General features: G+C 65.9%; 13 protein-coding genes. 3 read left to right on the top strand and 10 right to left on the bottom strand.

Annotated features, from left to right (window positions below):
- Nucleotides 1-124: 124 nt before the first annotated feature.
- From B0T44_RS08450 to B0T44_RS08420, 7 genes are all read right to left on the bottom strand, one after another.
- Nucleotides 125-1255 (bottom strand): MlaD family protein, encoded by a 1131-nt coding sequence (locus tag B0T44_RS08450; protein ID WP_254854219.1) that lies wholly within the window; start codon nt 1253-1255, stop codon nt 125-127.
- The gene (locus B0T44_RS08445) at nt 1225-2289 is read right to left on the bottom strand and encodes an MlaD family protein (RefSeq protein ID WP_077119023.1); all 1065 of its coding nucleotides are present in this window, start codon (nt 2287-2289) and stop codon (nt 1225-1227) included. The genes B0T44_RS08450 and B0T44_RS08445 overlap by 31 nt, the downstream gene beginning before the upstream one ends.
- Complete coding sequence (locus tag B0T44_RS08440; RefSeq protein ID WP_077119021.1) at nt 2277-3284, bottom strand: MlaD family protein; 1008 nt, start codon at nt 3282-3284, stop codon at nt 2277-2279. The genes B0T44_RS08445 and B0T44_RS08440 overlap by 13 nt, the downstream gene beginning before the upstream one ends.
- Complete coding sequence (locus B0T44_RS08435; RefSeq protein ID WP_077119019.1) at nt 3281-4312, bottom strand: MlaD family protein; 1032 nt, start codon at nt 4310-4312, stop codon at nt 3281-3283. The genes B0T44_RS08440 and B0T44_RS08435 overlap by 4 nt, the downstream gene beginning before the upstream one ends.
- Nucleotides 4313-4318: 6 nt before the next feature.
- The gene (locus B0T44_RS08430) at nt 4319-5185 is read right to left on the bottom strand and encodes an MlaE family ABC transporter permease (RefSeq protein WP_077119016.1); all 867 of its coding nucleotides are present in this window, start codon (nt 5183-5185) and stop codon (nt 4319-4321) included.
- The gene (locus B0T44_RS08425) at nt 5185-6030 is read right to left on the bottom strand and encodes an MlaE family ABC transporter permease (RefSeq protein WP_077119014.1); all 846 of its coding nucleotides are present in this window, start codon (nt 6028-6030) and stop codon (nt 5185-5187) included. Before B0T44_RS08425 ends, B0T44_RS08430 begins: the two co-directional genes overlap by 1 nt.
- A gap of 275 nt (nt 6031-6305) precedes the next feature.
- Nucleotides 6306-6701, bottom strand: a complete 396-nt coding sequence (locus B0T44_RS08420; RefSeq protein WP_077119011.1) for a nitroreductase/quinone reductase family protein — start codon at nt 6699-6701, stop codon at nt 6306-6308.
- A gap of 107 nt (nt 6702-6808) precedes the next feature.
- Here B0T44_RS08420 and B0T44_RS08415 point away from each other — a divergent pair, with 107 nt between their 5' ends.
- From B0T44_RS08415 to B0T44_RS08405, 3 genes are all read left to right on the top strand, one after another.
- Nucleotides 6809-7477 (top strand): phosphate signaling complex PhoU family protein, encoded by a 669-nt coding sequence (locus tag B0T44_RS08415; RefSeq protein WP_077119009.1) that lies wholly within the window; start codon nt 6809-6811, stop codon nt 7475-7477.
- Nucleotides 7478-8019: 542 nt separating this feature from the next.
- Nucleotides 8020-8808, top strand: a complete 789-nt coding sequence (locus B0T44_RS08410) for an HNH endonuclease family protein (protein WP_077119007.1) — start codon at nt 8020-8022, stop codon at nt 8806-8808.
- 35 nt (nt 8809-8843) lie between these two features.
- Nucleotides 8844-9068 carry a hypothetical protein gene (locus B0T44_RS08405; RefSeq protein ID WP_077119004.1) on the top strand — a complete coding sequence of 75 codons (225 nt, stop codon included), beginning with the start codon at nt 8844-8846 and terminating at the stop codon, nt 9066-9068.
- Between the two features lie 504 nt (nt 9069-9572).
- Here the strand turns inward: B0T44_RS08405 and B0T44_RS08400 are convergent.
- From B0T44_RS08400 to B0T44_RS08390, 3 genes are all read right to left on the bottom strand, one after another.
- On the bottom strand, nt 9573-10784 hold the full coding sequence (locus tag B0T44_RS08400) for an FAD-dependent oxidoreductase (protein WP_077119002.1): 1212 nt from the start codon (nt 10782-10784) through the stop codon (nt 9573-9575).
- 183 nt (nt 10785-10967) lie between these two features.
- Entirely contained in the window at nt 10968-11627 is a 660-nt protein-coding gene (locus tag B0T44_RS08395) for a PadR family transcriptional regulator (protein WP_077119226.1), read from the bottom strand.
- 56 nt (nt 11628-11683) lie between these two features.
- The gene (locus B0T44_RS08390) at nt 11684-13705 is read right to left on the bottom strand and encodes an MDR family MFS transporter (protein ID WP_077119223.1); all 2022 of its coding nucleotides are present in this window, start codon (nt 13703-13705) and stop codon (nt 11684-11686) included.
- Between the last annotated feature and the right edge of the window lie 126 nt (nt 13706-13831).

The raw sequence follows: 13831 nt of genomic DNA, 5'->3' as shown, positions 1-13831 counted from the left end.
TCGACGTATTCCGGCACCGAATTCACCAGAAGGCGCGACGCCACCGGCCGCCGAGAGACTCGCTCGCGCACCGACCGTGGCTCTGCCGATCGCCGGATGCGGTTCCGTACCTGCCGCGCTGCTCTCATCGAGCCCCTGCCAATCCCAGCACGAGCTGAACGAGCCACAGGTCGACCATGCCGTTGTCCGCTCCCGCGCACTGTCCCGGCGCGACCGCGTTGACCGCCGCACACACCTGTTCGGCGTTGCGCTGCGGGATCGCGACGCGCGGCGGCGCATAGATCAGGCCCGGCGCACCCGTCTCCGGGTCGGTCACGGACCGGAACGCCGAGGTGAGTACCGGGGTTGTCAGCACGATATCCCGCAGCGAACCCACATTGGCCCGCAACAGCTTCACCAACGGCACCAGCGCGTCCAGTGTCCCGATCAGCGGGTCGGCGAGGATGGTGGTCAGGTCGTTGAGCATCGGCAGCAGCTGGCGTAGACCGTCGAACATTTCGACACCGGGAGTCAACAGCTCGGTGTGGGCCTGGTTCAGCACCGGACCCAGCCGGGTGAGCATGGATTTCAGGTCGCCCCAGTGTGTTTCCACCTTCTGCGAGACCGAGGAGAAGGCGTCGAAGATCCCGGCGAGGTGCCCGATATCGGCGTCGGGGGATTCGAGGACCGCGCCGAGCCGCAGGATCAGCTGGTTGATCTGCTGCCCGGTGCCCGCGGTGGCCGCATCGAGGGAGGCCAGGCCGCCGGCGAGGGCGTTGGGCTGGTCGGTTGTGCCGCCGATCTGGTCGGAGAGTTCGGCGAGCGCGGTGAGGGTTTGGGTGAGGCTCTTCGGGGTGAGGGTGTTGGTGATGCACCCGGTGTTGTCCCAGTGGTCGAGGTTCTTCCCGCTGGCCAGTACCGCCAGTTCGCGGTCGGCGACGACAGTATCGGACAGTGTGGTGGCGGAGGCGTCGGCGTAGACGGGGTAGTCGGCGTCGACTGCGAAATCGACCCGGACCTGGGTGCCTTCCGGCTCGATCCCGGTGACCTCGCCGACGGTGATACCGCGCATCGACACCTGGTTGCCGACGTAGAGCCCGATGCTGTCAGGCATGAGCGCACAGTAGGAGCGGGTGTGTTTCAGCGGATCGAACGCGACCACGTATCCCACGACGACGACCGCGGCCAGCACCACGGCCCCGGCAATCGACATGAACGCCTGCGATCCGAGCACTCGTTTGAGCATCAGCACACCTTCCCGGGGACCGGAACGCATACCTTGTCCAGATCGAGTCCGGGCGCGGTGATGGTCTGCCCCGACTGGTCCACCCGCACCTCGCCTCCCGGCCCGGCCAGCTCACGCAGCTTTGCGCCGAGACTCTGCACGGAGCCGATCAGCGGTTCGAGCTGTGCACCGTATTCCTGCAACCGCGGCAGTGCGTCGGCGAGCTGCTTGATCTTCGGTTCCAGCGTCTGATCCCAAGTAGGACTCACCGCGGCCACCCGCTGGACGACCGAGGCGAGCAGGCCGACCGCTTCGCGCAGTTCGGCGCGTTTGTCCAGCAGCACGGTTTCCATCAGGTTGACGTTGTCCATCAACCGGCCCAGGTCGGTTTTCGCGCCGTCGTACATGGTGACGTATTCGTCGGCGACGGCGATCGCGTTGGACACCTGGGTGCGCTGGCGTTCGATGTGGTCGAGGTAGCTGCCGAGGGTGTCGAGGACGGTGCGCAGGGTGTCGGGAGCGCCCTGGATGGAGGTGTCGAGGGAGGCGAGGTTGCGGCGCAGGGTGTCGCCGTCGACTTCCTGTAAGGGGGTGGTGGCGTCCTGGAAGGTTTCCATCAGGCTGTAAGGCAGGCGCACCCGGTCGGCGGGGATGGGGTTGTCGCCCAGCGGCTGGTCGCCTGCGGGGAACAGGGCGACGTAGTGTCCGCCGACCACGGTGAGCATGCGCACATCGAGCGAGGACTGGTCGCCGACGAACACATCGGAATCGACGGTGAACCGCATCAGCACTCGATCCGGTTTCAGCTCCAGCGATTCCACCGACCCCACCGGGATCCCGGCCAGCCGCACATCGTCACCGACCCGCACCGACTGTGCTTCGGACAGTTCCGCGGTGTAGGTGTCTTTCCCGAACGGCACCACATACAGCATGCCGACGGCGATCACCGCGACCACCAGCGCGAGCACGCCGATGAGGCCGAGCCGTAGTTCCTTACGCAGCCGGGTGGGTTCGTCGGTGATCGGACGGTCGTTGTCGAAAACCCGCCCGAGCAGCTGCTGTGCCCGCGAGATCAGGCGTTGCATATCGCCACCTGCTGTCCGCCGATCAACACCTGCACTGCCGTGGGCAGTTCGGCGTTTCCTTTACTGCATTCCGGTTTCCAGCCCGCGACGGTACGTCCGAATGCGGCATCGACCGAGGCGAGCAGGCCGGGCAACCGGCCGAATACCTCGACCGCCTGCTGCGGATCGGGGAACAACCCGCGGATCATCGCGTCGATATCCGGCCCGCTTTCCGGGGTCAGCCCGAGCGCGCCCAGCAGCCGGTCCACCGGGGCGAGCACCGACGGCGCCGTCATCGCGAACTCGGCCAGCCCGCCGACGTTGGTCTGCAACGCCTCGAAAATATCGGTGAGCCGAGCCAGCAGCGGCACCAGATGCGGCAGCCGCCCACCCACCCGGTCGGCGATATCGGACATATTGCGGACCAGGGTGCCGATGACCTGTTGTCGGTCGCCGACGTAGGCGCTGAGCTGTTCGATGGCGTCGAGTGCGGGACCGATCCCGGCGCCGTCGCCTTCGATGACAGCGAGCATGCTTTCGGTGAACTGGTTGATCGCTTCCGGCGACATGGTGGCCAGCACCGGTTTCAGACCGTTGAACAGGCTGGTCACATCGAACGACGGGATCGTCATATCGGTGCCGATGATGGCGCCCGCGGCCAGCCGCGCGCCGGGGTTCGGCTGCTGCTGCAGGTCGATGTACCGCTGACCGGTGAGGTTCTGGTAGCGGATGGCGAGGGTGCTGTTGTCGTAGACGGGGGTGTCGTCGGTGAGGGTGAACCGCACCCGCGCCTTGTCGCCGTCGAGGGTCAGGCTCTCCACCTTGCCGACCTGCACGCCGTACATGCGCACATCGTCGCCGACTGTGAGCCCATTGGCGTCGGTGAACAGGGCGTCGTGGGTTTCGGTGTTCCCGGCCACCGGCCGCTGTAATGCCGTGAGCACCAGCAGCAGCACCACCACCATCACCGCGGCGAACACCGCAAGCCGCCACGCCGCGCCGCGTACCGTCGTCATCGCACACCTCCCAGCCCGAGCAACGGCACCGCGATACCTGGCACGCCGCGCAACTCCACCTCGAGGTCGAGAACGGGCCCGTCGGGACCGTCGCGGAACGCGGCCTCTAGCCGGGTGAGCAGGTCACGCAGTTCGGCCGCGGACTGCTGTGGACGTGACACCGTCTGCGCCAGCACATCCAGTACGGGGGCCAGCATGTCGGTGTACCCGGACAGCTGCTTCGCCGCGGTGAGTGTGGTGCCCAGAGCAGGCAGGATCTGCTCGGTCAACGCCGTAACGCCGCGGTCGTAGTGTTCCCTGTTGTTGCGCAGCACGTCGATATCGACGATCTGATCCAGTACCTCGATGGTGGCTCCCGCGAACTGCCCGCCGCCGTCGAACGCAGGACCGAGCCGGCCCACCAGCTCCGACGAGGGCATCGACTGGTTGTCGGCGATGGTCTGGGCCACCGTGATCAACGCCTGCACCAGCGGCGCGAACGCTTCCACATCGGCGGCGGCCTGAGCGATGACGGTGGCCATCTGTGGGGTGAACACGGTGCCGCTGACCTGCGACGTACTGCGCAGCAGACTGCCCATGGTCGCGTCGTACACATCGGCCGCGCGGTCTCCGGTCAGGTCGACGACGCTGCCGGACTGCAACGGTGTGCCGCCGGCACCGGGTAGCAGCTCGATCTCGCTGATACCGAACAGGTTGGCAGGCGCGTAGTCCACGCGCAGGCTGTCGTCGAGTCCGTGCAACCGGGTTTCGTCGAGCCGCAGGGTGATCTGCTGGGTGCCCTGTTCGGCGGGTTCGATCCGGGTGACTTCGCCGATGCGCACCCCGTCCACCCGCACCTGGGTGCCCGTGACGACACCGTCACCGATCTGCGTGGTGTGCAGCGCGACCTGCACACCCTCTTGTGTGCGCATCGCCCGGTAGGTGGTCACGGCCAGCGCGAGCACCGCGATCGTCGCGACGACCGCGACCCCGACCGTCCGCGCGCGGCTGCGATCCGCGGCAACCCCTGGTAGTCCGTATTTCGGCATCCGTCCCTACCCCGTGAAGCTGATTGCGGAGTTGAAACCCCACAGTGCGATGGACAGCACCATGTCGATGGCGATGATGGCGACGAAACTGGCGCGCACCGCCCGCCCGGAGGCGATACCGACGCCTTCTGGTCCGCCGGTGGCGAAGAACCCGTAGTAGCTGTGCACCAGGATCACCACGGTGCCGAACACGGCGACTTTGATGGTGGCGGCGATGATGTCGAACCCGGCGACGAACTGGAAGAAGTAGTGGTCGTAGACACCTGCGGATTGGCCGTGCACGAGGGTGATCAGGCCGCGGCAGGCGAAATACGACAGGATCAGCGCGATCAAGAAGGTCGGCACGATCGCGATGGCGCCTGCGATAACGCGGGTGGTGACCACGAACGGCACCGACCGCAGGCCGAGCGCTTCGATGGCGTCGATTTCCTCGGAGATCCGCATGGACCCGATCTCGGCGGTGATCCGGCAGCCTGCTTGGGCGGCGAACCCGACCGCCGCGGCGATGGGCGCGAGTTCGCGGGTGGTGGCGAACGCGGACACGATGCCGGTCACCGGCCCCATCCCCAGCATGTCCAGTGTCGCGAAAGATTCGACGCCGATCGACGCGCCGATCACCAGACCGAGCACGATCATCATCGGCACGGTGCCACCGCCGACGATCACCGAACCGCGGCCCCAGGTCATATTCGTGACGACCTTCATGGTCTCCGCGCGGTAGCGGCGCAGCGTCAACGGTATCGATGACAGCACCTGCCAGACGAAGACCGTCACGAACCCGAGCGAGTCGACCGCGCCCATGATCCTGCTGCCGCGCCGGAAGTAGCGGGTGAGCCAGCCGAGCCCCTTCGGGGCGTAAGACGAAACAGCCATCACGCGAACCTTGTCGGCATGAACATGGCGGTGATCTGGGTCATCCCCAGGTTCACGATCACGATCGACACCACCGACAGCACCACCGCGGCGTTCACCGCGTCGGCGACACCGCGTGGGCCGCCCTTGGCTTCCAGCCCGCGCTGGCAGGCGATGACCACCACCAGGAACCCGAAGATCAACGCCTTGAGCAGCGATACCCACACATCGGCTGCGGTGGTGAACGACCCGAATGTCGCCCAGTAGGAGCCTGGTGTCACGCCCTGCCCGCCGATCGCGACCATGTATCCGGCGAGCACACCGACGAAGATCACCAGCACGTTCAGCAGTGGCGCCACGAGCAGCATCGCCGCCATCCGCGGGATCACCAGCCGGTGGATCGGGCTGATGCCCATGGTGTTGAGTGCGTCGATCTCCTCGCGGATGGTGCGTGCGCCCAGATCTGCGGCGATGGCTGCCGCGCCCGCGCCGCCGAGCAGGAACCCGGTCGCCATCGGTGCGCCCTGTTTGATCACGCCCAGCCCGCCGGTCGCCCCGAGCAGCGAGTCCGCGCCGAGGTTGTGGATCAGGTTGCCCACCTGCACCGACACGATCACCCCGAACGGCACCGCCATCAGGATGGCGGGGAAGGCGGTCACGGTGACCAGCCGCCAGGCCTGGATCAGCGTTTCCTGCCACTGGAACCGGCCGCGCGCGATATCGCCGACCGCGCCGGTCACCGATTCCTGCGCCATCCCGACTGCCCGCCCGAATGTCCGCAAGGACGAGACGACTGTGCCGGAGAAGTTTTTGCGGACGATTTGCACGGCGGAGTCGGTGGCCGGAGTGCGAGTGTCGGAAGTCATCGGCGCAGCCCCCGTGCCGCAGCCGCGACGCGTGGTGTCTCGAGGTTCATAACGCACAACTTTCCGGGTTCGGCGTCGGTGCCAACCCAGAGGAAGCTAATCGTTACGTAAGGTGACATACAAATCCGGACCCATGTGACGGTCATCACCTACTAGCCGTTCACTCTATGCAGACCAGACTTGCGTGTTAGCAATCACACCCCCGTGCCGGCACGACTGAACGGCCGCTCACCGGAAAGACCCGGCGAAGGCGGTATCGGAAAAGTTCGCGCTGGTCAGGAATCCAGATCGACGCGCACGGTCAGTAGGTCGGTGCCCATAGTGCGCACCCCCGCGCTATTGAGCCGCGGCAGCGAGCGCAGGCGCAGCCGGGCATCGTCGTCGGGCAGCAGATGCGCGGTGCCGGTGTACCAGCGCCCACCCAACCTGACCCGCACCCGGTTGTCGATCTTGATATTGCGGATGTACTGCGAACGTTCACCGAACTCGGAAACGAACCAGTACTGCGAGCCCACCCGCCTGCCACCGATGGGAGTAATGCGCGGCTCACCGCTGATGCGACCGGTGGTTTCCAGCAGTTGCTGGGAGGGCAGCCTGCGCAGCAACGGGTTGCCCAACCTTCGCTGGAAGGTGGTGACCAGACGATGCTGAATATCGCGCCTGCTCGGCATGTGTCGACGGTAACACCGCAGGATACGAGCAGGCGGGAACCGGCGAGGGGCGGACAAGATTGCCGGATCGATCGACCCGCACCACAGGCATAGGCGACAATTCAGCGGTGCGAACCCAGTTCACCAACGAGCTCGTCGCGTTGACCGCAGATTTGACGCAGATGTGCCGGCTCGCCCAGGGCGCCGCCGAGCGCGTCACCGACGCACTCGTCGGAGCCGACCTCACCGCGACCTACGAGGTCTTCGCCCTCGACGAGCAGCTGCAGAAAATGTACAGCGCGTGCGAGGCGCGGACAGTGGTGCTGCTGGCGTTGCAGGCGCCGGTCGCGCGTGATCTGCGTCATGTGGTGACCGCGATCCAGATCGCCGGTGAACTGTCCCGCATCGGCTGGCTCACCAGCCGCGCCGCCGACCAGGTGTACAAAAGCCACCCGGAGCCGGTCGCCCCGCAGCATATCCTCGACCTGTTCGCCGAAATGGGCTGTGTCGCGGCCCAGGCCACCGCCCGCGCAGGCCGCGCCGTCGCTTCCGGACATCAGGATCCCGCCGAGGAATCCGATGCCGAAGCCATGGAAACGCTGAATCGGCAGCTGCATTCGGCCCTGGCCGCCCCCGCCTGGACCGGAACCACCGACGAAGCCATCGAACTCGCACTGCTCGGCCATCACCTGGAACGTGCCGTCGACCACACCGCCCGTATCGAGCGTTTGATCCGCTTCCTGGATACCGGTATTCCACCGACCGCCCAGCCGGACCTGGACGGCGACGAGAAATAGGTAAAGTGTTTACACAGTCGAATATGAACATTTACTCTTCATCTATGTAGTACTAGAGCGCTGTCGTGCTGTAGTACTGGTCACGATGGACTTGGCCGAGGGCTCATCCGCTCTGGCCGACAGATCGTCACGACGAGTTCGCGTTCGCGCGACACGTCACCCCGGGACTACCCCCTCATCAGCCTCGAGGTGGCAGCGACGCGGCCACCGGTCCGGACAACCGGCCCGCTTCCATCGTCGCGCGAACCACAGTTCGAACTCGCCCGTGGCAGGCCGCCCCCGAGTCGGCGCCGGCACGGCGACTCGGGGGCCGGTCCGCATTCAGGGGGTTGCCCTGCGCCGCGGGAGGGTATTCAACGGGCAGATGGTGTGCCGGAAGTCATCACTGGTGCATGCTTCCAGTTCATCGGGGGCCGGGTAGCTTGGCGCTCGGCAGTTCTCGCGTAGTGGCAAGGAAGACCGTTGACGTTCACAGCACAGTTATCCCCACGGGCAGCAGGCTTCCCGGCCGCTGCCGGCATCGCCCCCGCTGAGGTCGCACGATGAAGGGCCTGTGGTCGCGCGCTTCCGCAGCTCTGCGCGGCGTGGTTGCCGCGGTTTCGGCGATCGTGCTGGCCGCTGTCCTGTTCGTCGGGTACGTGTTCGTCGAGGAACTCACCGGCAGCGGCGGACGCGGGTCCGGCCCGACCGGCGGCGCGACAATCTCCAGCGGAGAGATCAACGCGCTGTTCGACGATCTCGTCGTCGCCGCAGAAGCACCGATGAAAGGTTACCGCCGCGAGGAGTTCCCGCACTGGGACAACAACGAGCCCGAGCACGGTTTCGGCGACGAATACGCGAAATACCTCCGCTGCACCACCCGTGAGGTGATGTTGCTGCGCGACGCCGTCGGCTCGGTCACCCTCGACCCGAAGACCTGCGAATTCAGCATCGGCGCCGACGGCGGCTGGCGCGACGAATACGGGGTGGCCGACCGCAAAACCGGTGAGCTGCAGCCGTACAAATGGATCACCGACCCATCCGGAGTCGACGCCGAGCACATCGTCGCGCTGGCCGAGGCGTGGCGTTCCGGCGCAGGCAAACTCGACAAGGACACCCGCCGCCGTATCGCCAACGATGCGCTCAACCTCGAAGCATCCGACCCCTCGGCCAACCGCTCCAAGGGCGACCAGGACATCGCCGACTATCTGCCGCCCGGGAAATTCCGGTGCGAATACATCAAGCGATACCTCGGCGTGAAGGTAAAGTACGCCCTGACCGTGGATTCCGACGAACATACCGCGTTGCGCACCGCTGTGGACGAGTGCATCAACCGAGGAGAGTTCAAATAAGCGACATCATCCAGATCCGCGCCAAAACCTCCATCATGACTCAGGAGGAAGGGACGGTGTCCGGCGAACTCGACGTCACCATCGACGACACCGGCACCGGGTTGGTCCGCTACCGCGGCACCGAAACCTGGTACACCATCGGCAACCTCGACGCCGACAAACCCCGCACCTGGGAAACCGTCGTCGAACTCGTCTCCGCTATCGAAGCCAATATCGGAAAACGGGACGCCACAGGCAACACCATCCCGTTCGAAGCCTGATGGCGCCGGTACGGACCTAGGGCTGAGTGAAAATGGTCGGAACCAGGTCGCATCGGGTGACGAGGCCAGCTCTGTCGTAAGAGCCCGACAGCATTCCGATTCCAGGGGCAGTACCGGTAATGACCTCGACGGCGGAACCGGCATAGTAATTTACTGTCGCATTGCCGAAGAACGGCGGTGCGAGCTGAAAGTATGTTGCCGTGACGGTACCCGTGCCGCCTACACCTGGATCCCCTATCTGAATGATGCCCGGCCCAGTGACCGTGTAGGCACCGGGACAGCCCGAAGCCGGATTCGCTGGGATTGTTGCATTGGCACCGGCAACCGCAGGCGCCACGGCGACAGCGGCCCCGGCTATCCCGAAACAGAACGCAGCGCGAAGCAGAGCGTGTGTCATATCGAACCCTTTTCCGCTCCGGCACGAAGTAAACGAGTATCCGACGACCTTTCTGCAAGGAGGTGACAGGCAGGGCAGTATGAGTCGCCCTGCCCGGACCGCGACCCCTACCCGGACCGCACCGCACCCTCCGTCTGCACCGGAGAGTCCCAGTCGATGCGGTAACGCTGCTCGGCGCCCATGGTCTTCTCCGGGTTCATCACCGTCTTCGCCAGCAACGGCATCATCATCCGCATCATCCGCCCGGCTATCGGGCCCGGCGTCTTACTGTGGTTGATCTTCGCCGCGCGGGCAGCGACTCCTTCCACTCGCGGCCGCCGCAACCCCTCATACACGGCGAACGCCGCTTCCGGGTCCGGGATATCGCGCAGGCAGCGGGCCAGCTGGATCGCGCTTTCGATGGCCAGCGACGCCCCCTGACCGGAACTGTTGGACGGCGCGTGCACGGCGTCTCCGATCAGCACCATGCGGTTGCGGTACCAGCGCGGCACCGGCGGCATGATGTGCAGCGCACCGGTCACCTCCAGCTGTTCGGCGGTGGTAGCGCGGGCCAGGTGACCGCCGGGGGTGTCGTCGGCGTAGGTGTCGCGCAGAATCTTCAGCCAGTGTTCGGCGGAGTATGTGCGCGCCTGGGTCAGCGACAGATACTGCTCGTACGGCAGGTTCGCACCCCAGGCGACCCGGCCGTCGCCGACGGGCCAATACAGGTAGTAGGCGCGTTTGCCGTAGGAGAAAACGATGGTCTCCGGCGGGGTGTCGACCGGGCACTCGGTGGTCGCGCCGAAGCCGAGCATGCCGGTGTATTCGGGGCCGGGCGCGTCGGGGTCGATGAGCGTACGCACGGTCGAGCGGATACCGTCCGCCCCGACCAGCACATCGGCGGTGGCGGTGCTGCCGTCGGCGAAACGGGCGGTGACGCCTGCGCCGCCTTCGTCCACGCCGACCAGGCGTTTGTTGTATTCGAACGGTACGCCCGCGGCGAGTGCGTGATCGTGTAACTGCTGGTGCAGTTCGCTGCGGTCGACCAGCTGCAGCGGCGGCAGGCCTCCCGGCACCGGCATCGAGAGCATTTTCCCGCCGACCGACATGTTCATCTTCGGCACCGGTGTCGCGATATCGCGGATCCGGTCACCGGCTCCGATGATGTCGAGCGCGGCGACCCCGTTGGGAGCCAGGGCGAGCCCGCTGCCGATGGTGTATGCCGGGCCCGGGTAGGCCTCGTAGACGCGGGCGTCGATACCCGCCTTGCGCAGTGCGGTCGCCGCGACCGGTCCTGCTATGCCGCCGCCGATGACCAGCGCGGTACGGATTGTGGACATGGGTGTCTCCTGAGGATCGAATTCGGATCTTGTCCGTGTCCGAACCGAGCCGTTGCTCACCCACCCGGTTATCCTGTCGTTGCCAAACTCGTGGCCGGGTGTGCGTGATATGCGCGGGCACGGTCCGAGACGGTTCCCGGGCTCGGCGTCGGTGTTGCCGCACCGCCGCCGGGCCCGTCTCGGTTATCGCTTGGTTTCGCGTTCGGGTGCCGTTCCTCCTTCCCCGTGCTCGCCGAGCTGCGGCGGCTCGCCGCCGGAATGCCAGTCGCGCCACTGGTCCTGGCCGGGGAACGTCCCGGCGGCCAGTTCGTCGCGCATCGACTGCGTCCAGGCGGCCTCGGCTTCCAGCATGGCCAGGCCGTAATAGGTTTCGACGAGGAACAGCCGCGGCAGCGAACTCTCCAGCTGTTCCAGTTCGGCTCGTACCGCGGTGATCTGTTCGGTGAGCGCCGCGAGGCGACGGCCGAACAGTTCGATCACCTCGTCCGGTGGGAGCGCCGCGAGGATGGACAGCCCGGCGGTGAAACGGCCGCGTTCGGGTTCCGGTTCGGCGATCAGTTCCCGCGTCCAGTCGACCATTTCGGCGCGGCCTGCCTCGGTGATCCGGTAGATGACTCGTTCGGGCCGGGCGCCTTCACGTTCGCTGCCGACGACCTCCAGGAACCCGGCCTTCGCCAGGTTCCGCACCACCGTGTACAGCGAACCCCATTTGATGTCCATATCGCAGTCTTTGCCGCGGGCGCGCAGCGTCGCTGCGATCTCGTAGCGGTGCATGGGGCGATCAACCATCACCGACAGCACCGCCAGTGCCATCAGGTTGCCGACCTTGCGTTTCTTCGCCACCGAGACCTCCAATACTCGCCCACGAATATATGTCGGCGATTATTCGTAGGCAAGTATCAGATGTCGACGGTTTCCCGAGTGTCCAGGAGTTTGGCGGCGATACGTTCCAAGGCGCGATCGAGGAGGACCTGGTCATCGGGGTCGGTGTAGTCCCAGTCCTCGAGGTGGACGTCGAGCCAGCGACGCCAGGATTCGCGGATACGGTCGAGTTGGGTGTACCCGGAGTCGGTGAGGCTCAGGCGTATCCCGATCTTCGTCAGATATCCCCGCTCCTGCACCTGTTCGAAGATCGGCTCGATGACCTCCTCGGGCACCTGATGCGCTTTCGCGATCCCGGCGGGTGTGGCCTGGCCGAGCAGCCGGTCGAGCAAATACACGTGCGCGAGCGCCCACAGTTCACCACGGCTGAGCGTGCTACCGGAGCCGGCGAGGATATCCGGGACGATCGGCCCCTTGGCCCGCTCGATACTCAGAACATCGGCAACCGCCCGCTCGAGCAGCACGACCCGATCGGCAGAATCCGGCACCGAGAAACCCTCCCCCACATCACGGACCCCGACCCGGGCGCTGTCACGCAACGGCACCTCTTTGAGAAACCAGGCGACGACGAAACCGAGCAACGCGATCGGGACCACCCAACGGAACACATGGTCGATAGCGTTCGAATAGGCGTCGATGATCGGCAGCGCCACCTCGGACGGCAAGGCGCGCAGCGCCTCCGGGTCGGCCGCCACCTGCGGCGGCACCCCCGGCGACTGGGCGAGCGCGGTTTCCAGATTCGGGTCGAGCTCATTGCTGTAAAGGGTGCCGAATACGGCCGTGCCGAACGCACTGCCCAAAGTGCGGAAGAACGTCACACCGGATGTCGCGGCCCCCAGCTGCGAGTACGGGACAGTGTTCTGCACGACGATCGTCAACACCTGCATGGCCGAACCGATCCCGAGCCCGAGGACCAGCATGTACAGCGACTCCCGCAGGGTGCTCGTCGAACGATCCATTCCCGACATCAGGAACAGACCCAACACCATCAACGCCGTCCCCACGATCGGGAAATACCGGTAGCGACCGGTGCGCCCCACCACCTGCCCGGACAGCACCGAAGTCACGAACAACCCCACCACCAGCGGCAATGTCCGCACCCCTGATACCGTCGCCGACACCCCGTCCACATACTGCAGATACGCGGGCAAATATGTGATCGCCCCGAGCATCGCAAACCCGACGATGAAACTGAGCACCGAGCACACCGTGAAGATCCGGCTGTTGAACAGGTTCATCGGCAGCATCGGCTCCGCCGCCCGCCGCTCCACGGCCACGAAGTTCACCAGCAGCACCACAGCCAGCACGAACAACCCGATGATCACCGGGGACGTCCACGGGTACTCCTGCCCGCCGAACTCCAATCCCAGGATCAGCGCCGACACCCCGACCGCAACCAGCGCGATCCCCGCGTAGTCGATGATCGGCCGGGCCGCCGCCGCCACATGCGGAATGGTGCGCGCCGCGATCAGGATCATCAGCGCCGCCAGTGGAACATTCACGTAGAAGCACCAGCGCCACGTCGCGTGATCGGTGAACAGCCCACCCAGCATCGGCCCCACCACGGTGGTCACCCCGAAAACCGCCCCGAGCGCGCCCTGATACTTCCCGCGTTCGCGCAGCGGAATGATATCGGCGATCAACGCCATCGACGTCACCATCAACCCGCCCGCACCGACCCCCTGCACCGCCCGCGCCACGATCAGCAGCAACATCCCGTTCGCCAGCCCCGCCACCGCCGACCCGACGATGAAGACCACCGCGCTGACCTGGAATATCAACTTCCGCCCGAACAGATCCCCTAGTTTCCCCGCCAACGCCGTCGCCACCGCCTCGGCCAGCAGATACGACGTCACCACCCACGCCATATGCCCCGCCCCACCCAGATCGGCGACGATCGTCGGCAGCGCCGTGGACACGATGGTCTGATCCAGCGCCGCCATCAGCATCCCGAGCATGATGGTGCCGAAGACGATATTGGTTTGCGCCCGGCTCAACGGTTGGGCGGACTTCTCGGCAACAGCGAATGCACCGCTCATCGGCCCAGTATGGTGCTGACCCACAGGCCGGAACGGGTGCGACACGACCATCCCGATGCCGCCTGCCACATCAGGCAATCATCGGGCATTCATTGTTTCGACCTTCAGCGCAGCGGCGTGGCGGGC

Origin of the sequence: Nocardia donostiensis, assembly GCF_002081715.1 — a bacterium.
GTDB lineage: Bacteria > Actinomycetota > Actinomycetes > Mycobacteriales > Mycobacteriaceae > Nocardia > Nocardia donostiensis.
Note: the sequence above shows the minus strand (reverse complement) of the source record. Positions and strands in the feature narration are given on the sequence as shown.